Here is a 20930-nt window from a genome sequence, read left to right as displayed (position 1 = left end):
AGAAGGCCTGATCCGTTCAGACCTTCTGTCATTATACATAAATACAAATGACCGAAAAAGCAACATTTACCATCAGAGAATACAAGGCAGATGATCAGTCTTCTGTCATTGGATTATTACGCCTCAATACACCCAAATATTTTTCTTCTGAAGAGGAACTCGATCTGATCCATTACCTTCAACATGAAATAGACCACTATTATGTTGTGGAATCTAACGGACAGATTATCGGATGCGGAGGTATTAACTTCGCTGAAGACAAAACGGTAGGAAAAATCAGCTGGGATATTCTTCACCCGGATTTTCAGGGGCAATCCATAGGAAGTGCATTATTGAAATACCGGATAAAGGAATTACAGCAAACCTATCACATTCAGAAAATAACTGTCAGGACATCCCAACTTGTTTACAGGTTTTATGAAAAGAACGGATTCGTACTTACGAAAATAGCCAAAGATTACTGGGCTCCGGGTTACGACCTTTATAGTATGCGATACGATCCGGAAGCACTTCAAAAACAGCTTTAATAAGATTACATTATAACATTAAACGAAAAAAGGTCTTATGCAATGCAGCATAAGACCTTTTTGATAAATTCTTATATTTCTTTAGTTACTGAAATATGCTCTTACATTTTTACCTTCAACCCAGTTCATAAAAGCTTTATTCACAACTTTGTTTCCTCCCGGAGTCGGATAGTCTCCTGAAAAATACCAATCCCCTTTATGATCAGGTATAGCTGTATGCAGGTTATCCAATGTCTGGAAGATAACTTCTACATCTGCTTTTAAATGGTGAGGTTTGATGATCTTTGCAATTTCAGCTGAAATTTCTTCATTTGTAAATGGCGCATAGATTGCCTTTACATAATTCTCAATTTCTTCTTTATCTTTTGTCAGAGAAGCTACACACTTCTGATAAACTTCATCAATAATATGTGCTAGTCCACGTTGCTTTAACAGGTTAATTGCGGCCTCAAATGCTACAAACTCACCCATACGTGACATATCGATACCATAACAGTCCGGGTAACGGATCTGTGGTGCAGAAGAAACGATAACAATCTTCTTCGGATTCAAACGATCCAGGATAGTCAGAATACTCTGTTTTAATGTCGTTCCTCTTACGATAGAATCATCTATAGCTACTATTGTATCTTTATCATCTCTGACGATACCATAAGTCGTATCGTACACATGCTGTACCATATCGGTACGGTCTGCATCTTGCGTAATAAACGTTCTTAATTTAGCATCTTTTACATTTAACTTTTCAAAACGTGGCGCCATACTCAGTACTTCTTCCAGTTCTGTGTCGGAAATTTTATCTTCCCGGTTTAATAAAGCCTGTTTCTGAAGATCACGCACATATGCATTCACACCTTCAGTCATACCGTAGTATGAAACCTCGGCAGTATTAGGTATAAAAGAAAATACGGTGTTTTTGATATCGTAATTTATAGATTCCAACACCAACGGAGTCAGGAGACGGCCCAATTCTTTACGTTCCTTGTAAATATCTGCGTCAGAACCGCGGGAGAAGTAAATACGTTCAAATGAACATGATTTTTTCTCAACCGGCTGGCGAAACATCTCTTCTGTGACAGTACCATCCTTTTTCGCAATGAGTGCATGTCCTGGCTTGATTTCTTTAACACTCCCGATAGGAATATTGAAAGCAGTCTGTATTACCGGTCTTTCTGAAGCAACAACAAGTATTTCTTCATCCTGATAATAGAATGCCGGTCTGATACCTGCCGGATCACGCATAACAAAAGCATCACCGTGACCAAATATACCGGCAATAGTATATCCGCCATCCCAGGTTTTAGCAGAACGGGTTAATATTTTGGCTACATCCAGATTTTTGGCGATCAATGAACTGATCTCCACATTAGAGTAGTCTTCTTTTTTAAACTTATCAAATAACTCTTGATTTTCATCGTCCAGGAAGTGTCCGATTTTTTCCAAAACGGTTACCGTATCCGCTTTTTCTTTTGGATGCTGTCCCAGCTCATACAGCTGTTGCAGCAATTCGTCCACATTTGTCATATTAAAATTTCCAGCTACAACCAGATTACGGCTCATCCAGTTATTCTGTCTCAGGAAAGGATGACAGCTCTCAATACTGTTTTTTCCGTGAGTTCCATATCTCAAATGTCCCAAAAGCACTTCACCGGTAAAGCTTACATGCTCTTTCAGCCAGGTTGTATCTTTCGATTCTTTAGGATATGCCTTCTGAACGGCAGCAAATTTCTTCTGAACGTATTCAAAGATATCTGCCACAGCTGATGAACCCATTGCTCTGTAACGGCTGATGTAACGGTTACCAGGTTGCGTATCAAATTTGATCGTGGCAATACCAGCACCATCTTGTCCGCGATTGTGCTGTTTTTCCATTAATAGATACAGCTTATTAATCCCGTAATAGGGCGTACCGTATTTTTCCTGATAATAAGAGAGGGGTTTTAACAATCGAATAAGTGCAATTCCGCACTCGTGTTTTATAGCGTCACTCATAGCTTGATTTGATGACGCAAAGTTACATATTATTTAAGAAAATATTTCATAAAAAGTCTTTCGAAAGTTTCCGTAATGTCATTTCTTATCCAACACAAGATACCCCTGTATATCGGATGATTTACAGGGGATTGCGGATATTAGTCTTAAGCTATATTATAATTTCTCATTATGCTGAGAAAGATCAAGTCCTATTTCTTCTTCTTCTTCACTCACCCGCAACGGAGAGATCAGGTCTGTAAGTTTTAACAAAATAAAAGCCAGGATAAGGGTAAAGAGCGTCGCCCCTACCAGACCGATTACATGTGCCACAAAAAGCGTTGTCTCACCAAAAAACAATCCGTCATGCTCTACAGCTCCGTTTATCGCTTTAGTAGCGAATACTCCGGTAAGCAGCATACCCACCATTCCTCCCAATCCGTGACATGGAAACACATCCAGTGTATCATCCACTCGTGATTTAGTTCTCCAGTATACGACCATGCGGCTGATGAGTGCAGCTACAGCACCAATAATAAGGGAGTGAGGTACGGTTACAAATCCCGCAGCAGGTGTTATCGCAACAAGTCCCACTACTGCACCGATACAGGTTCCCATTGCAGATGGTTTAATACCTCTTGCCGCATCAAAAAATATCCACATCAATGCAGCAGCACCGGAAGCTGCAGAAGTAGTCGCCAGCGCTGTAGCAGCTAACGCATTAGCTCCGAAGGCCGAACCGGCATTGAAACCAAACCACCCAAACCACAGCATACCCGTCCCCAGCATTACATATGTAATACGTGCCGGATTATGTGCATGAAAATCTTTACCCTGTTTAAGATAGATCGCTGCAGCTAATGCAGTCAGCCCTGCAGACATATGTACAACTGTACCACCGGCAAAATCCAGGACACCAAGCTTGAAAAGCACACCATCCGGATGCCAGGTAGCATGCGCCAGCGGAGCATAAATAAAAATAAAAAACAAACAGATAAACAAAATATAAGAGGTAAAACGGATACGTTCTGCCACAGCACCAGTTATCAATGCAGGAGTAATAATTGCAAATTTGAGCTGATACATGGCAAATAATGTAAATGGAATTGTCGGTGCTCCCGGCCATGGTTTACCTCCTATTACATGCTCAAACATAAAATAGGTACGGGGATCGCCTATAATACCACCAAGAGAATTCCCAAATACCAGACTGAAACCGAATACAACCCATATTACTGCAACTACAGCCATACAAATAAAACTCTGCAACATCGTAGAGATTACATTCTTCTTTTTCACCATTCCTCCATAAAAATAAGCTAAACCCGGAGTCATAATCAAAACCAGAGCGGTAGACGTCAACATCCAGGCGGTATCCGCACCTGAATATTCAAAATCATTCCCACTAACAGGAACTGAAGGAAAAATCAGAGCTAAAATCAAAACCGCCACCATAAAAATCAGCGGAAAAACAGACTTTTTACTTTTCATATTTAATATTACGCTTTATAATTATCCAAAAATATACTAATTCATCAAAAAATCAACGCAAAAAGTATATTTTTTTCAAAAAAAATTCAAAAACACAATCATATTTAAAACAAAAAGCATTAATAAGAATAAAATTAGCAACAAAAAAAAGGAGACAATCAATGATCATCTCCCTTCTGAGGTAAAAACTTCTTATTCTTAAAACTGTTTGTTCAGTTTCTCCGTCAATACTGATTTTGGCACTGCTCCCACTTGTTTATCCACGATCTCTCCATTTTTGAAGAACAATAGTGCAGGAATGTTACGGATACCGAAACGTACCGAAATTTCAGGATTACTGTCTACATCAACTTTTCCAACAACAGCCTTACCTTCGTATTCTTTAGCGATTTCTTCTACAACAGGACCTACCATACGGCAAGGACCACACCATTCTGCCCAAAAATCTACCAATACCGGTTTATCTGATTTTAATACCAATTCTTCAAAATTGCTGTCTGTAATTTCTAAAGCCATAATTATCTTTTTTTTAAATAATGATTTAAATCATTATGAGTTATCTCTTTAATCCATAACAAAGATAAACAACGTCATCTGATTTTTAGTCATCAACGGGTTAAATAATACTTATGATATATCAATTCAATCTATAATTGACACCTTCAAACTGCTCGATCCCATCTAAAAATTCGTTTGTCAGGTTAATCTTAATAGTTTTTGCCGGCATCTCTATATTAAAGCCTTCCTGTACATCTACAATTTTGAATTTCAACTGACAATTGGCATCCTGTCCCTCTACCTTTGTACCGTCAATTAAATTCTTCATAAACAGTACAAATTCAGAATTGACAACCTGTAAAGGCACCTGTACTGTAAAACTTTTCGCCAGTTTTTCCCGAAGATCAGATAACAACTGAATATTTTTCAGTTCAAAACCCCAATTACCAACCTGCCTGAATCTCTCCTGCACTAAACCCCGGATCTGCACAAAGTAACCTTCCTGCAGGTAGCCTTTAAATTTGACATAATCCTCCCCGAAAACCATCATTTCAAATGAATCTGAATAATCTTCTATAACCAGTATACCAAAGGGTTTACCGTTTTTAGAAACACGATGATTTGCAGCAGCAATGATGCCACCGATAATCACCTCCTTATTTTTGATCTTATTAAACTCCAGTAACACATCCTCCTCTACTTCTGAAGCTTTAACTTTATTAATCAGCTGCAGTTCACTTACGTTATTCTGGCAGAAATGTTTAATCTCAAATTTATAATTGTCAAGCGGGTGACTGGTCAGGTAGATACCGATCACATCTTTTTCGTATTTGAGCTTTTCAATAAGTCCCCACTGCGGACACGGCGCCAGTACAGGTTCCGGAAGCTCAGCACTTCCACCTCCGCCAAACAGGCTTGCCTGCGCTGAGCTTTCATTTTCTTTGTGACGCTGACCAAACTTGACAGCTTTTTCCAGTCCGGTGGAGTTATCTCCGTCCACATGAAAATACTGCGCACGATGGGTATCCTTGAAACTATCAAATCCTCCGGCATAAGCCAGGCTTTCGAACGCTTTTTTATTAGCGGCACGAAGATCTATTCTTTTGGCCATATCAAATACGGATTTATAAGGATTGCCTTCACGTGTCTGCACAATGGTATCTACAGCTCCTGCTCCTACTCCTTTTACAGCTCCCATTCCGAAACGGATAGCTCCGATATCATTTACAGTAAACTTATAATGGGATTCATTGACATCAGGACCTAATACTTCCAGCCCCATCCGCCGGCATTCTTCCATAAAAAAGGTTACCTGCTTAATGTCATTCATATTATTGGACAGTACGGCTGCCATATATTCAGCAGGGAAATGCGCTTTCAGATAAGCTGTCTGATAAGCCACCCATGCATAACAGGTGGAGTGCGATTTATTAAAGGCATAACTCGCAAAAGCTTCCCAGTCGGTCCAGATTTTTTCCAGCACTTTAGCATTATGTCCCTTCTCTACCGCCTGCGCTACAAACTTAGGCTTCATCTTATCTAGTACAGCCTTTTGTTTCTTACCCATCGCCTTACGCAATACGTCGGCATCACCTTTTGAGAATCCGGCGAGTTTCTGCGACAGGAGCATTACCTGTTCCTGATAGACCGTAATACCATAAGTTTCTTTCAGATACTCCTCACAGGCATCCAGATCGTATACAATCGGCTCTATTCCGTGTTTACGTTTAATAAAGCTTGGGATATACTCCATTGGTCCCGGACGATACAGGGCATTCATCGCAATCAGATCGGCAAACACTGTTGGCTTGAGATCCTTCATGTGTTTCTGCATACCGGGCGACTCGTACTGGAATACACCTATCGTCTCACCACGCTGGAATAATTCATATGTTAACTGATCATCTATCGGGAAATTATCAGGATCAAGATCCAGATTATGTCTCAATTTGACGTTAGCAACTGTATCCTTAATAAGAGTTAATGTCTTTAATCCCAAAAAGTCCATCTTCAGGAGACCCGCACTTTCTACCACGGAGTTATCAAACTGCGTGACATAAAGATCAGAGTCTTTCGCCAACGAAACCGGGACGAAATTAGTGATATCATCCGGCGTAATAATAACCCCACAGGCGTGAATACCTGTATTCCGCATAGAACCTTCAAGTACTCTTGCCTGCTTGATTGTCTCGGCTTCAAGTCCCGCGCCATCAGCAAGAGAGATAAGCTTATGAACAGCTTCAAGCTCTTCAGCCCGAAGAGCTTCCTTCAATGCTTTTTCATCCATATTGAAGATCTTGCTCAGCTTGAGATTAGGAATCAGCTTGGCAATCTCATTGGCTTCTGCAAGCGGAAGATCCAATACACGGGCTGTATCTTTGATCGAAGATTTGGCGGCCATAGTTCCATAGGTAATGATCTGTGCAACCTGAGAAGCACCGTACTTATCAATTACATATTGCATGACCCTTCCCCGGCCCTCATCATCAAAGTCAATATCAATATCGGGCATGGATACACGATCCGGATTCAGGAAACGTTCAAAAAGCAAATCGTACTGAATCGGGTCGATATTTGTAATACCCAGACAATAAGCAACGGCTGATCCGGCAGCAGATCCACGTCCCGGACCTACCGAAACCCCCATATTGCGGGCTTCGGCAATAAAATCCTGAACAATAAGAAAATAACCCGGATATCCTGTCTTTTCAATTGTAGCCAGTTCAAAGTCCAGCCGCTCCCGGATATCATCTGTAATCTCTGCATATCTTTTCTCTGCACCTACATAGGTGAGATGTGCCAGATACTTGTTCTCCCCTCTTTTACCCCCATCTTCATTATCTTCCTGTACCTGGAACTGTTCGGGGATTTCAAACTTAGGCAGCAAAACATCCCTGTTGAGTTTGAAAATTTCTACTTTATCAATAATCTCCTGAATATTGACAATGGCTTCCGGAAGATCGGCGAATACCTTCTTCATTTCAGAAGCAGGCTTAAAATAGTATTCCTGATTGGGCAATCCAAAGCGGAAACCACGACCTCTTCCCTTTGGCGTAGAAAGCTTCTCTCCGTCTTTTACACAGAGTAAGATATCATGAGCATGTGCATCCGCTTTATTGACATAATACGTATTGTTCGTTCCGATGACTTTTACTTCATGCCTGCGCGCCAGAGCAACTAATGTTTCATTGACACGGTTTTCATCTTCCTGTCCGTGACGCATAACCTCGATATAGAAGTCTTCCCCAAATTGTTCTTTCCACCAGATCAGTGCTTCTTCCGCCTGATTCTCTCCGATGTTGAGTATCTTATTCGGGATTTCACCCTGTAAATTACCCGAAAGAACGATAATATCTTCTTTGTACTGTTCTACGACTTTTTTGTCAATACGCGGTACATAATAAAATCCTTTTGTATACGCTACCGATGACATTTTTGCCAGATTATGATAGCCATTTTTATTTTTAGCCAGGAAGACAACCTGATAACCATTATCTTTCCGACTCTTGTCAAGGTGATCCTCACAGATAAAGAACTCACATCCTACAATAGGTTTGACTATAATCTCAGTAGGTTCCTCTCCGTTATCTATAAGTTCCTGATTTTTGGTTTCCGCATCCTTATTATGACCGAGTACACGGCTTACAAAATGGAAAGCCCCCATCATATTTCCATGATCGGTCAGGGCTACTGCGGGCATTTTATTTTTAACAGCCGCGTCAACCAGACCTCCTATAGAAATGGTGGATTGTAAAACTGAGAATTGAGAGTGATTATGTAAATGAGCAAATACAGCATCATCCAAGGCAGCCGCAGCTTCCTCATCAATGACAATTTCATCTGCTCCTGAAGTTTGCTGACGGGCTCTGATCTCATCTGAAGCCTTTTTCAGGTTCAGATGTTTGAGACCTACCGTTTCTATCGGTCCAGGATTGTGCGTTTTAAACTCAACAAAGTATCCGGTATCCTGCTGAAGCTGATCTAATGTAAAAACCTCAAGACGTACTAATTCAAGAAAACAACGGGTCGTTGCTTCCACATCGGCGGTTGCATTGTGTGCTTCGGCAAAAGCAACTCCAAAAAGATAAGTGTGTAATTCCGTCAGATTAGGAAGTTTAAACCGACCTCCACGTCCACCGGGAAGTTTCAGCAATTCAGCTGTTACTTCCGTACAGGTATCCAGCACAGGCATTACAGCCATAGGAGACTCTACTCCGTAACGGTAGAATTCACATCCCATGATATTCACGTCAAACCCTATATTCTGTCCGACAACAAATTTGGCTTTTGCCAATGCTTCATTGAATTTAACCAGTGCTTCCTGAATCGGAATACCACGTTCCTGAGCTAGCTCTGTAGATATACCATGTATCTTTTCAGAGTCATAAGGGATATTAAAGCCATCCGGTGCGATGAGAAAATCTGCATGCTCCACCATATTTCCCATATCATCATGAAGCTGCCATGCAATTTGTATACATCTGGGCCAGTTATCGGTATCCGTAATCGGTGCATCCCATCTTTTAGGTAAACCTGTAGTTTCCGTATCAAAAATTATATACATATCGTCCTTCCTTATCCTTTTCTTACTGCGACCTGAGCAACATAAAATATACAGCTCAAAGCTTCCATGAAGTTACAAAATTACTAAAGATTTCCAGTCATCTCACTTTAAAAAATGGGATATCTTTTATCCTGTTAATCTACAATAAATTATAAGCAAAGGTTCAAGAGTTCAGAAACAAAGCCACTGCATGCAGCAAGACATCACCGATACAGCAACAAACACAGAACACACTATCTACCAACACCTTACCCCTCACCAAATAACAACTCTATGCTGACACTTGTCCCTTCACCCTCAACAGAGCTTATATCTACATTTCCTTTCATGTAGGAAGCACGCATTCTTACATTCTGCAAACCTATACCTTTCCCCTGCTGCTCTGTTTGACTGACATCAAATCCCGACCCGTTATCTTCGACAGTAATGAGAAAACCCTCATCATTCTGAAAACATTGTACGATGATTCTAGTTGCATTCCCATGACGGATAGCATTGTTTAATAATTCCTGAATAATCCTGTAAATATTGGATTGTACGCCTAGAGGAGTATCACTTTTTATCTCGTCACATTGCAAATCAATAACCAGACCTTCACGATGTAGAGATGTACATAAATCTTCTAAAGCCACTGTAAGTCCGGAACGAACTAATGTTTCAGGCATCATATTACGGGCAATATGCCTTAGCTCGCTAATACTGTTATCCAGTTGAGTACGTATATCGTTAATACTTGTTGTATCAGCTTCCGCTGCGAGTTTATATTTAATACCGACCAATGCACCTCCGAGGCCATCGTGAAGATCACGTGCCAAACGGCTTCGTTCCTGTTCTTCACCTGCCAGCATAGCCTGCGCAAATTTCAATTCCTGCTGTTGCTTTAAGATGCCAAGTTGTTGCTGTGCCTGTTTCTTGTGTTGCTTGTATAAATATATAAATACAGAGAGGACACAGAGTAATAAACAGGCACCAATACCTAATATCCAGCTAAATAAAAGCTGATTCTTTTGTTGCAGCTGCGTCTGTTGCTTTTCAGCTTCTAACTGAACTATTTTTTTCTCTTTTTCTGCTGTTTTAAATTTAATTTCAAGATCCGCTATTTCTTTCTTCGTGTTTGCTTCATAAATGCTATCCTTTAATGTTGCATGGTTCTTCATCCAGATAAGTGCATTTTTGTAGTCACCCATTTCTTTATAGGTATCAGAAAGATCCAATGCAATTTGCTGCCGGTTATTTGCCATCTCAAAAGGGATATTTTCCATTACTGTATATAACTCTTTCAGCGCAAGGGGGAATTTTCTCTGATTAAAATAGACATTAAAGTATTGATACCGGAGCGTATTCAGCTCATACGGCATATCCAGTTCTGTAGCAACAGCTATAGCTTCTTTAATATATTCTTCTGCTTTATTGTAGTCTTTTCTATGCTGATAGTACATAGATGCTGTTTCTCCCAATATGAGATGCGCAACAGATTTAGGTAAAGTGCGCAGTATGGTTTCCGCCTTCCGGATATAAGCTGTGGCTTTTTCAGACTTTTTGGATTCTACATATACACGTGCAAGATCTAACAGTATGATGGCGTATCTGTCTTTTGAAAGGTTATGCTGCTCATAATAGCGGATACTCTTTTCGTAATATTCAATCGCCTTATCGTATGTGGCTGTATTTGCAAATGCCATTCCTATGTTCCCATAGGACCGTGCAACCCATTCATAATCTTCTGCCAGTTCTGCTGCAGGAATGGCTTTTTTAATCAGTATTTCTACCATCCCTTTTTTGTCATCTTTGTGATCGAGCATCATCGCATAATTATGCCAGCTCTTGACCTGAAACTCATAGCTTTCTTTGCTTTTATGCTTAGCAAATAAAAGGGCGGCCTGCTTATATAAGTCCATACATTCCTGCGTCTCTCCATCCTTAATAAACAAATAACTTCCTTTATAAAAGGCATAGAGTGCATTCAGATAACTATTTTTTCCGCTTAATTGCCTGGCTTTCTCCAGGTATTTCAAAGATTGCAAGGTATCCTTTTGTTTGACCCAATGATTAGAAAGCAGGTAAGCAGACCGGGCTTTAACACTGTCATTAGGGGCTGTTTGCAGTACTTTCGACAGACTATCGGTATAAATTTTATATTTGTTATCCTGCGCAACAGAATATGTGTATTGGAGTAGCAGTATAATAAAAAGAAGTAGTCGTTTCATAGATAAATTTTTACAGTTGTTGAAAACTGTTGGTTTGAGTTGTTTATTTCTCGCTCTGAATCTTCAAGATAATATGATCCCCTGATATACAGAACAATTTTATTCTGATAGCGAATATAACGCTCTTCCTTTATATTATTACTAATTCTTTCTCTTAAACACTGTGTTTTTTACTATCTTTAGGTATAACAATTTTTAACCTTATGAACTTACTTTTTTTAAATATCGGAACGCAGGAGTTGATTCTCATTTTAATGCTGATCTTCATGTGCTTTATTCCAACTATTCTGATTATCATATCATTAGTTGACATCCTTAAAAGACAATTTACAGATAGTGGCGATAAAATTTTAATGATTGTACTAGTATTCTTTCTGCCTGTTATCGGATCATGTGTCTATCTCTTTTCGTTAAGACATAAGTATCCTTTAATCAAGGATCAGATCCCTGTAAAATAAAAAAGGGCAGTTTTTCAACTGCCCTTCGGTTTATATCTTTTAATATTATTTCTGATTGAGTAATACGACTTCTACACGTCTGTTCATCTGACGTCCTTCAGGAGTTTTATTATCTGCTACTGGTTTTGCCTGTCCGATTCCTTTCGTGGTAATACGACTTTCGGAGATTCCGGAATCTACTAAAAACTTCTTAACGGAAACTGCTCTTTTATCAGACAACCACAAATTATATTCCGGTGTACCTGTTGCATCTGTATGTCCGTCTACACGGATTTTTGTTTTAGAATTATCTTTCAGCAATTTAGCCAGTTTACTCAGTTCACCTTTAGATTTATCCGTCAGGTAAGAAGAGTTTGTCGGAAATAAAAAGTCAGATGATAATGAGAATTTAATTCCTTCTTCTGTTCTGGAAGCATCTTTAAATTCTTCCTTGACATTTTTCAATCCATCATCTGTGCCATCTTTTGACAGCACCGCTCCAGGATTAACAGTCAGCGCCTGTTGCTTACAGGAAAATAAGGAAACAGCACAAAATAAAATCAGTGTAAATATGTTTAATTGCTTCATGAAATGATAATTCTTTTGAATTTTATGATTTTGTTCGATAAATATAACAAAAATAGCGTAATTCCTCAATTAATTCCTGTTTATTGCGATATTTTAAGAGAAGTCATATTCAAAGACCCGCCCACCAGCTTATCGTTAAAAAATGATACTCCTTCATTAGATTGCTGTAAAGATAAAGTGTACAACAACGGAAGATAGTGCTCCGGAGTAGGGATCGCAAGCATTGCTCCTGAACCAAGTTCATCATACCGAATCAGTTTCTGATGCTCTTTGTTATCGATCAGTTTCTTGAATGTATCATTCATCTGGTACGCCCAATCATAGCCTCCTCCATTAATCATATCCCAGGAAACCATCCGGAGATTATGCACCATATTGCCGCTACCGATAATCAATACTCCTTTTTTACGTAGAGCAAGTAATTCTTTACCAAGCTCATAATGCCATGAGGGATGTTGCCTGTAATCGATACTGAGTTGTAATACCGGAATTTTCGCATCGGGATACATATATCTGACGACGGTCCAGGTTCCGTGATCCAGCCCCCAGTCATGATCGAGCTCAACCTGTGTATGCGAAATCAGCGATTTTGTTTCCATTGCCAGTTCGGGACTACCGGGAGCAGGATAATTCACAGCAAACAGTTCTTTTGGAAATCCATAAAAATCATGAATCGTCTTCGGTTTTTCCATAGCTGTCACTTTAGTGCTATCCGTATACCAATGAGCCGAAATGACTAATACTGCTTCCGGTTGAGGGATTTCTTTAGCCATACTGCTCCAGTTTCGGGAGAATTCATTGTCTTCGATCCCATTCATTGGCGAACCATGACCAACAAAAAGCACAGGCATTAATTTTGTCTGCTTTTTGAGACTATCTGAAAGATTTTTCAGATCATTTAATCCACTTATCATTTTTTCTCCGTCTTAAACAGTTTGTCTGATAACGCTTTAATTTCCGGTATCTCCCGATACAGCTCCCATATCAAGCCGGAACGCGAATTTTCTATCATTATTGCAACTGTTGCCTGATTTACAGCCAAGTATTCATCAGACACATCATTATCTTTCAGGTCTAACCACGCCCTGAACCCATATTCCGTAAACAGAATATCAGCATATTTTTCGTACAGGGTTTTCATTGCCTTCATACCGATCTCTTTATCGATAAATAGAGCTGAAGGCCCTACTGCGGGGTTAATACGTGTTAAAGAAACGGTATCTTTTACCTTATAATATCCCCATACATCCGAAAATGCTGTTCCTACTCCCATTTCATTATCTCTTCTTTTGGCAATACGGATCATATTCCGAACCTCCGTATTGTAATCGAGTAAAGAATCTTTTTTATCACGGGGATCTAAGGTATAGAACATACGATATACATCTACAAGCGGAACTCCAATATCCGGAACTTTGGTTTGCAGGCCATATTCCACAGTGTCTCTTATCATGGATCTTGACCACAGTGTCTGAGAAGTATCTGAAGAACTCTCTTCCAGCGTGACAGAATCTACAGAAGCTATTTCTCCTACAACGAATCTTGAAAAATAAGTCGGCAATTGATTACTATGGACGTGAACATTGCCAAAACCAAATGTATAGGCATCTGTAGAAACAGGATGTGTAGGTGAAGACATCGCCAATAAATACGTATTCAGACTGCTGTTGAAACCGCCTAATATATGTGACCTTTTGGTACTATCTACCGGAGACCAGCTATCCCAAAGCACATTATTATGTTCTCCTGAAGAGAATACCTTCCAGTCGATCCGTTCCCATAATGCTGTTATATTTTCGCGAAGTGCTTTTTCCTCAGCCACATCTTCTTTAAAGAAGTATTGCCGCGCAATAAGTAAAGCTTCCATCATGGCTGTGGTTGCTGTCAGACTATATTTAGGTATATGTTGTCTGTATTCTGGCAAACCTGTTCTCCCGTCAAAATATTCCGGAAAAACACCGTTTTTGTGTTGTACTTTCTTCAGAAAGTTAACCATTTTTGTGAATCGGGCCAATACGACATTCCGGTTGACAAACTTTCTTTCCGCACCCACAATCAGCGCCATTGCAGCATATCCGGATTCTCTGACTGACACAATAGCCTTATCCTTTCGGCGATATGGCATATACATACCACTGTTAAAGTCAAAATTTTCCAGAAAATAATTTATATGTGCAGCCTGCACGACGTTGAGCAGTTCCTCATCTGACAATTTCTTTGTTTTCACCTCTTTAATGGCAGAAAAAGGAGATTCAATATAATCATAATCTACCCATGCGATCTTATAATAGTACGTTTTATCTATCTCCGGCACACGATCCAGACAGCTTTGCATCTGAATCGGGCGGATCGCTACAGGCTCAAAATTCTCCTTATCCGTTGAACGGTAGATCTTGATATAACGTATACTTGGTGTCAGCGGCAATTGCCAGCTCAACAACACTTGTTTATCATATGCCTTTGCTTCAGATAAGATGGCCGGAGAAGACAATTTAACATTGGATGGATTCCTGGGTAAAAACTCAATCTGATCCAGGAGGATATGATGCGTCTTCGCTGAAGAATTTCCCTGTACAAAACTTACAGATCTGATAGCCCCTTCCTCGAATCCTTTAATCTTATCAACCGGAATTTCCACATTGACCCACATATTAGGTTCAAAATCATCAATAAAATTGGCTAGTGAAACAGGTTCAGTTTGCTTAAACCCTTGTTTCAGAAGCACTTTAGGTAATTCCTCTATTTTAGTATCTGCAGTCTGAACATACATCTTAAAAACCAAAACATCTTTTTTAGCTACCTGATAAAAAAACTTTTGACGGCTATACAAGATATCTGCTTCCCAATTGCCGGTTACAGAAGCATGGTATTTCAGAGACAAGGCGTTACCGGGAGTAAAAAAAAGAGTGTCAGACACTAACAGATGTTTGCGGACATTCTCGACCCAGCTGCCACCGGAATAATGAACTAAACTCTTTGCATAACTCCCTCCTACAAGACTATTATCAAACACAACTTCCGGATAAGTATCCGCTTTCAATGTATTAGATACCAGCAACATGCAGGTTAATATGAGATAGTAATATTTAATCATAGCAGTAAAATAAACCAAATAGTATAGATGCTTACAAAAACATGAATGTCACTTTGGATGATACAAAAATAACAAATGATATTCATATGGCGTGTCAGAGGAATGTCTACTAAAATTTTAAAATACCTAAAAATACCCTTACCTTAGCCCTCTAATTTTTCATAAAAGTACATGGAAACAACTTTTGATTTTGAAAAACCCATTGCAGATCTGCAAACACAGATAGAGAAAGTTAATCAGGTAGCTGAAAAGACTAAGGTCGACATGAGTGCGACTATACAGGATCTGGAAGCGAAACTGGAAGAAACGAAACTGCAGATCTATAATAATATGACTGGCTGGCAGAAGGTACAGATGTCCCGTCATCCTGAGCGTCCACAGACTTTCGATTATATTGAGATGATTTGTGAAGAGTTTATTGAACTGCACGGTGATCGTAATGTAAAGGATGATAAAGCTATAGTTGGTGGATTTGCATCTATTGGCGGAGAAGCTGTAATGGTTATTGGTCATCAGAAAGGAAAAAACACCAAAGAACGTCAGTTTCGCAATTTTGGAATGGCTAACCCTGAGGGATACCGCAAAGCTTTGCGTCTGATGAAAATGGCTGAAAAATTCAATAAACCGGTTATTACACTTATCGATACTATGGGTGCTTATCCTGGTTTAGAGGCCGAAGAAAGAGGTCAGGGAGAAGCCATCGCCCGTAACCTGCTTGAAATGTCCGTATTAAAAGTACCTGTTATCTGTATTGTAATCGGTGAAGGTGCTTCAGGCGGTGCATTAGGTATTGGTATAGGTGACCGTGTATATATGCTTCAAAACACCTGGTATTCGGTAATTTCACCAGAGTCTTGTTCATCAATTCTATGGAGAAGCTGGGATCACAAAGAGCGCGCAGCAGAAGCATTAAAATTAACTGCTGAAGATATGCTTGGGAACGGTTTGATTGATGGCATTATTGCTGAACCAATGGGTGGAGCACATCAGGATCCGGCTATTGCAGCTGAAAATGTAAAAACTAAAATCCTCTCGGATCTGGCTATCCTTAAAGCGAAGACAGCTGATGTATTAGTACAGGAAAGAATCGACAAATTCAGTAATATGGGTTACGTCGTAGAATAAAAGATACTTCATAACAAACAGAAAGGGGCTATCCAAAAGGTTGGATAGCCCCATTTTTATTATTTAACAAACCAATTCCCTCTCCTTTTTAAGGAGAACCTGTTCCGACTCGTCGGAAGGGTTAGGGTGAGGTTTTGCAGTTTTATAATTAACCTCTCTGCCCTTCGGCCATCTCTCCTTTAGAAGGAGAGAAAAGCTATAAAATACTGTTGGTGAGGATGCTAACTGACGCAAAACAGCTAATAAATCCAATTCCTTTCGTTTGCTGTTGTCCTAACCCGCAGTTGAAACAGATGTAAGCTTATAAACTCTATTAACCTTTTCAACTCTATAAACCCATTAGTCAACCTCTCTGCCCTTCGGGCATCTCTCCTTTAGAAGGAGAGAGAAGTTATAATAAGGCCAATAGAATTGAGGCTGTCCAAAAAAATTGGATAGCTCCATTTTTATGCGATTTAATACGCACGCCCCTTTCTTATTTCTTTCCGAATTTCAACAAACCATAAACCAAATACTATATCAGTTGTTGTACATTATGGAAATCGAATTATTTATATCAGTTTAAACATAAAATCTGTGAAAAAACTATCCCTTATTTTTCACCCTCATCTTAAAAAAGTAAACTCTCATATGCAGCGAGTAGGTATTATATGTACGCTGCTGTTCTTTCATATATCGTATTCCTTTGCACAACATGACACCACCAGCACGGTCAGACTGCGCAAAGACACGTTGGCTGGTACAGACAGTTTGAAGATAGTCCCACCTTATCAGGATCACTACGATATCAGCGATCTGTTTCGGACCATTCTTCACCCTAAACGAAAGCCAGACCGTACAAAAAGGCGGTCTCCCATTACATTGATGCCAAACGTTGCCTATAATCCGACCATCGGTGCACAGGGGGGCATAAAAGCTGTAGCCGGTAAGGTATTAGGTAATAATCCCAATACCACCATGTCTGTAGCAGCTACTTCAGCTTCTATCACGACAAAAGGCATTATGGTGTTCTACCTGAGTCATAATGTGTTCACACCGGGCAACACCTGGAATTTTCAGGGGAGTCTCGCTGCGGTACATATGGTGGCCCCTGATGCCGGCATTGGTATGAATATGAATGCATGGACAACAGAAGATGAGCGCGTCATTGCTAACCCCGACCGCAAAATATTCGGATCACGATACAATTCCTATATTTTCAATGAAAAGGTATATCGTCAGGTTGCTCACGGATTATTTCTGGGTGCCGGCGTCTCTTTCGATCTTCGAAGAAAAATAGAAGAACCACAATTGGCAAACGGGCCTACACCACCCTCTTTGTACAGCGAAAAACATGGCTTCAATCCCAAAAAATACAATTCAAACGGATTATTATTCAATGTACAATATATGACGAGGGATAATCCAAACAGGGCTTACAGCGGCATATACTCCGATGTAGGTATACGCGTCAATCAGACCTGGATGGGTAGTTCGAAAAATGCGGTACAATTGGTTACAGATTTCAGAAAATACTTTAGTTTATCTAAGAAAAATCCGGAACACGTATTAGGATTCTGGTATTGGGGTTCTTATAAGCTTAGCGGAACACTTCCCTACTTCGATCTTCCGGGAACAGGAAAAGATACAAACGTCAGAACAGGACGAGGCTATACTATCGGGTATTTCAAGGGTATATCTTTTGCTTACTCCGAAGTAGAGTACCGCTTTCCAATTACTAAAAACAAGTTTCTGAGTGGTGTGACATTTCTAAATATTCAGTCGGCAAGCGATGAGATCGGCACCGGCCTGTTTCAGCGCTGGGAGCCCGGTGGCGGTGCCGGACTACGTGTTTTATTTAATAAAGCAACCCGAACGAACCTTTGTCTGGACTATGCTTTCGGAAAATATGGAAACAGAGGCTTTTTCTTAGGTCTTAATGAAGCCTTTTAGTCCTGTATTTTATAGGCAGAGTTATGATTCTGCCTTGATTTTACTATTTTAGCGACTGCTAAACCGAAAACAGTATGCGATCTTTCCACACGTTGAGTTCCCTTTGTTTATTTTTCCTTACGAATCAGCTTGTTGCTCAGGAAACAAAACTTACAGATACCATTCTCAACAGACTTGCTCCGGTACAGATCAATGCTTATTTCGCCAGTCAACCTCTTTTATCGCTTACTTCTTCTGCAAAAACGCTGGATTCAAGACTTATTTCCAGTCAGAATAACAGTACATTTTTGACGGCAATCAATACAGTTCCGGGTATCCGTATGGAAGAGCGTTCACCAGGCAGTTACCGGTTAGCGATGAGAGGCAGCCTTATCCGATCCCCTTTTGGAGTACGCAATGTCAAGATATACCTGGATGAGTTTCCGCTGACCGATGCCGGTGGCAACACTTACTTCAATCTGGTAGATCCGGCTTCTGTAAGCAGTATACATATACTCAAGGGACCTGACGGATCTGTATATGGTCCAAATTCAGGTGGTGTAATTACGATTACCCCGAATGGCTTTAATACCGGTTCCGGAAGCTCTCTGCTGCTACAAGGTGGCTCTTACGGTTTATTTCAGGAACAGTTATCCACACAGCAACAGGTCAATCCCAACTACCGTTTTGCTATAGATCAGAGTTTTACCCGAAGTGATGGATATCGTCAAAACTCAGCATTAAATAAAAAAACTATACAGACCGCTCATCAATGGGATTATTCTGACAAAGGACAGTTAAAAGCAATTGGATTCTATGCTGATCTTGGATACAGAACACCCGGAGGCCTTACACAAGCCCAGTATGATGAAAATCTACAACTCGCCAGACCGGCAGCAGGACCAAATCCCGGCGCCGCTGATCAAAAGGCGGGAATATACAACAAGACATTCTTTGGAGGTATTTCCAACCGATACCACATCACGAAACATCTGACACATGTTGTCAGTATATTCGGCAGTCATTCGGATATCAAAAATCCTTTTATTACCAATTACGAAAAGCGCAATGAGAAAAATATGGGTATCCGTACCTACTTTTCTTATGCAGACAACAACAATCCGCAAGTACACTGGCAAATGCAATTGGGACTGGAAGCACAAAACGGGCGCTATAAAATTGACAATTATAACAATAATGCCGGCGTAGCTACTGATCCGCAAGCCAAAGATGATCTGAAAAACGGCCAGCACTTCTATTTCATACGCGGTCAGGTATTTCTTGCTCAGAAACTGACCATCGAAGGTTCCCTGGGGCTTAATTACAATACTGTTTCCTATAAAAATATATATCCAGTACTCTCTGATAAATGGGAAAAAATTGATTTTGAGAATACCTGGATGCCCCGACTGGCCCTTTCTTATCTTATCAATCCCCAAATGGCTGTACGCAGTTCGGTATCTAAGGGATTATCCGCTCCGACCATTGCAGAGGTTCGTTCTTCAGATAATCTGATCAACCGGCAACTGAATCCGGAAACCGGAACGAATTATGAAGCGGGTATCAGATGGGAGACTGCAGATCGAAGAGTTATAGCAGATCTTTCAGCCTACTATTACCGTATGGATAATGCTATTATAAGGCAGATCAGGGAGAGCGGAGCAGAATACTACCTGAATGCCGGAAAGACTGATCAGAAGGGAGTAGAAGCTGCTCTGTCAGGCTATCTTATTGCTCCCCGTACATCCGGTTGGTTACACAGTTTATCATTAGGTACTAATCTGACCTACAATGATTATAAATTTCAGGTCTACCAGATTGGAGAAAACGATTATTCAGGCAACAAACTTACAGCTGTTCCGGACTGGATATGGGTCAATCATGCAAATATTCAGTTTGATAAACGTATAGAGCTGAATATCATGCACAATTTTACCTCCCGGATCCCGCTAAACGATGCCAATACCGCTTACGGAGCTAAGTACCATTTATTACAAGCCAAACTTGCGTGGCTCTGCCCGATAAACGGAAAATTACAGATTCAGTTCTTTGCCGGAACTGATAATATTCTGGATCAGAAATACAGCCTTGGTAATGATATCAATGCATTCGGGAATCGCTTTTTTAATGCAGCCCCGGGCAGAAACTATTACGGAGGATTAAAAATTTCTTATTAACTATGCTGCTTTAGTCTGAATAATCTTATAATCCTGTCACAAAACAATAAGATAAGCGTTACATAGATCAGTTGGGAGAAAAGTACAATTTGTTCTTTTGAAATAGTTGTCCATTTTATTTCATACATATACCCTGCTGCAACGTAATTTATTACCAGGCCAAATACCGTTCCTGCGAGAAAGCAATATATTCCTTTCATCTTGTCCTTCATAATCTCCGGTGAAGTCATCTCCTGTTTCTCTATCCGGGACATCACCTGATCTTCAAAATCCGAAAAAGGCATTTTCGGAGTACTTTGCTTCATCAGTTGCTGTAAAATATCACGATCCTTTTCCATAT

At 40.1% G+C, this 20930-nt stretch carries 14 protein-coding genes; 5 read left to right on the top strand and 9 right to left on the bottom strand.

The features are described 5' to 3' along the window. The first annotated feature begins 47 nt into the window (after window positions 1-47). Window positions 48-527 carry a GNAT family N-acetyltransferase gene (locus I6J02_RS14895; RefSeq protein ID WP_201678636.1) on the top strand — a complete coding sequence of 160 codons (480 nt, stop codon included), beginning with the start codon at window positions 48-50 and terminating at the stop codon, window positions 525-527. Window positions 528-608: 81 nt separating this feature from the next. Here I6J02_RS14895 and I6J02_RS14890 read toward each other — a convergent pair whose 3' ends face one another. From I6J02_RS14890 to I6J02_RS14870, 5 genes are all read right to left on the bottom strand, one after another. After that, window positions 609-2519: a class II glutamine amidotransferase gene (locus tag I6J02_RS14890; RefSeq protein ID WP_115169203.1), complete on the bottom strand. Its 1911-nt coding sequence runs from the start codon at window positions 2517-2519 to the stop codon at window positions 609-611. Window positions 2520-2675: 156 nt separating this feature from the next. After that, window positions 2676-3989, bottom strand: a complete 1314-nt coding sequence (locus I6J02_RS14885) for an ammonium transporter (RefSeq protein ID WP_201678635.1) — start codon at window positions 3987-3989, stop codon at window positions 2676-2678. A gap of 198 nt (window positions 3990-4187) precedes the next feature. Beyond that, window positions 4188-4505 carry a thioredoxin gene (gene trxA / locus I6J02_RS14880; protein ID WP_003001286.1) on the bottom strand — a complete coding sequence of 106 codons (318 nt, stop codon included), beginning with the start codon at window positions 4503-4505 and terminating at the stop codon, window positions 4188-4190. A 121-nt stretch (window positions 4506-4626) separates the two neighbouring features. Then, entirely contained in the window at window positions 4627-9051 is a 4425-nt protein-coding gene (dnaE, locus tag I6J02_RS14875; protein ID WP_201678634.1) for a DNA polymerase III subunit alpha, read from the bottom strand. 248 nt (window positions 9052-9299) lie between these two features. Next, window positions 9300-11258 carry a sensor histidine kinase gene (locus tag I6J02_RS14870; protein WP_201678633.1) on the bottom strand — a complete coding sequence of 653 codons (1959 nt, stop codon included), beginning with the start codon at window positions 11256-11258 and terminating at the stop codon, window positions 9300-9302. Between the two features lie 203 nt (window positions 11259-11461). On the opposite strand from I6J02_RS14870, the gene I6J02_RS14865 reads away from it, so the two are divergent. Beyond that, window positions 11462-11716 (top strand): PLDc N-terminal domain-containing protein, encoded by a 255-nt coding sequence (locus tag I6J02_RS14865; RefSeq protein ID WP_201678632.1) that lies wholly within the window; start codon window positions 11462-11464, stop codon window positions 11714-11716. Between the two features lie 45 nt (window positions 11717-11761). Here I6J02_RS14865 and I6J02_RS14860 read toward each other — a convergent pair whose 3' ends face one another. The 3 genes from I6J02_RS14860 to I6J02_RS14850 form a co-directional block, all read right to left on the bottom strand. Continuing rightward, window positions 11762-12283, bottom strand: a complete 522-nt coding sequence (locus I6J02_RS14860; RefSeq protein ID WP_201678631.1) for an OmpA family protein — start codon at window positions 12281-12283, stop codon at window positions 11762-11764. 80 nt (window positions 12284-12363) lie between these two features. After that, window positions 12364-13197: a 4,5-DOPA dioxygenase extradiol gene (gene ygiD, locus I6J02_RS14855; RefSeq protein WP_201678630.1), complete on the bottom strand. Its 834-nt coding sequence runs from the start codon at window positions 13195-13197 to the stop codon at window positions 12364-12366. Next, window positions 13194-15377: a glucoamylase family protein gene (locus tag I6J02_RS14850; RefSeq protein ID WP_236581983.1), complete on the bottom strand. Its 2184-nt coding sequence runs from the start codon at window positions 15375-15377 to the stop codon at window positions 13194-13196. The genes ygiD and I6J02_RS14850 overlap by 4 nt, the downstream gene beginning before the upstream one ends. Before the next feature lie 171 nt (window positions 15378-15548). Here I6J02_RS14850 and I6J02_RS14845 point away from each other — a divergent pair, with 171 nt between their 5' ends. The 3 genes from I6J02_RS14845 (at window position 15549) to I6J02_RS14835 (ending at window position 20590) form a co-directional block, all read left to right on the top strand. Continuing rightward, window positions 15549-16502: an acetyl-CoA carboxylase carboxyltransferase subunit alpha gene (locus tag I6J02_RS14845; protein ID WP_201678629.1), complete on the top strand. Its 954-nt coding sequence runs from the start codon at window positions 15549-15551 to the stop codon at window positions 16500-16502. 576 nt (window positions 16503-17078) lie between these two features. Next, the gene (locus I6J02_RS14840) at window positions 17079-18434 is read left to right on the top strand and encodes a BamA/TamA family outer membrane protein (RefSeq protein ID WP_236581981.1); all 1356 of its coding nucleotides are present in this window, start codon (window positions 17079-17081) and stop codon (window positions 18432-18434) included. Between the two features lie 74 nt (window positions 18435-18508). Then, the gene (locus I6J02_RS14835; protein WP_201678628.1) at window positions 18509-20590 is read left to right on the top strand and encodes a TonB-dependent receptor; all 2082 of its coding nucleotides are present in this window, start codon (window positions 18509-18511) and stop codon (window positions 20588-20590) included. Here the strand turns inward: I6J02_RS14835 and I6J02_RS14830 are convergent. Further along, window positions 20587-20928: a hypothetical protein gene (locus I6J02_RS14830; RefSeq protein ID WP_201678627.1), complete on the bottom strand. Its 342-nt coding sequence runs from the start codon at window positions 20926-20928 to the stop codon at window positions 20587-20589. The two genes, I6J02_RS14835 and I6J02_RS14830, sit on opposite strands and share 4 nt — an antisense overlap. Between the last annotated feature and the right edge of the window lie 2 nt (window positions 20929-20930).

The organism is Sphingobacterium spiritivorum, from assembly GCF_016725325.1.
Taxonomy (GTDB): domain Bacteria; phylum Bacteroidota; class Bacteroidia; order Sphingobacteriales; family Sphingobacteriaceae; genus Sphingobacterium.
This window is presented reverse-complemented; position numbering and strand designations above follow the sequence as displayed.

Coding starts and splice junctions, on each gene's coding strand:
- I6J02_RS14830 (WP_201678627.1), bottom strand. CDS start 20,928: ATGGAAAAGGATCGTGATATTTTACAGCAACTGATGAAGCAAAGTACT.
- I6J02_RS14885 (WP_201678635.1), bottom strand. CDS start 3,989: ATGAAAAGTAAAAAGTCTGTTTTTCCGCTGATTTTTATGGTGGCGGTT.
- I6J02_RS14890 (WP_115169203.1), bottom strand. CDS start 2,519: ATGAGTGACGCTATAAAACACGAGTGCGGAATTGCACTTATTCGATTG.
- I6J02_RS14860 (WP_201678631.1), bottom strand. CDS start 12,283: ATGAAGCAATTAAACATATTTACACTGATTTTATTTTGTGCTGTTTCC.
- I6J02_RS14850 (WP_236581983.1), bottom strand. CDS start 15,377: ATGATTAAATATTACTATCTCATATTAACCTGCATGTTGCTGGTATCT.
- I6J02_RS14835 (WP_201678628.1), top strand. CDS start 18,509: ATGCGATCTTTCCACACGTTGAGTTCCCTTTGTTTATTTTTCCTTACG.
- dnaE (WP_201678634.1), bottom strand. CDS start 9,051: ATGTATATAATTTTTGATACGGAAACTACAGGTTTACCTAAAAGATGG.
- I6J02_RS14865 (WP_201678632.1), top strand. CDS start 11,462: ATGAACTTACTTTTTTTAAATATCGGAACGCAGGAGTTGATTCTCATT.
- I6J02_RS14845 (WP_201678629.1), top strand. CDS start 15,549: ATGGAAACAACTTTTGATTTTGAAAAACCCATTGCAGATCTGCAAACA.
- trxA (WP_003001286.1), bottom strand. CDS start 4,505: ATGGCTTTAGAAATTACAGACAGCAATTTTGAAGAATTGGTATTAAAA.
- ygiD (WP_201678630.1), bottom strand. CDS start 13,197: ATGATAAGTGGATTAAATGATCTGAAAAATCTTTCAGATAGTCTCAAA.
- I6J02_RS14895 (WP_201678636.1), top strand. CDS start 48: ATGACCGAAAAAGCAACATTTACCATCAGAGAATACAAGGCAGATGAT.
- I6J02_RS14870 (WP_201678633.1), bottom strand. CDS start 11,258: ATGAAACGACTACTTCTTTTTATTATACTGCTACTCCAATACACATAT.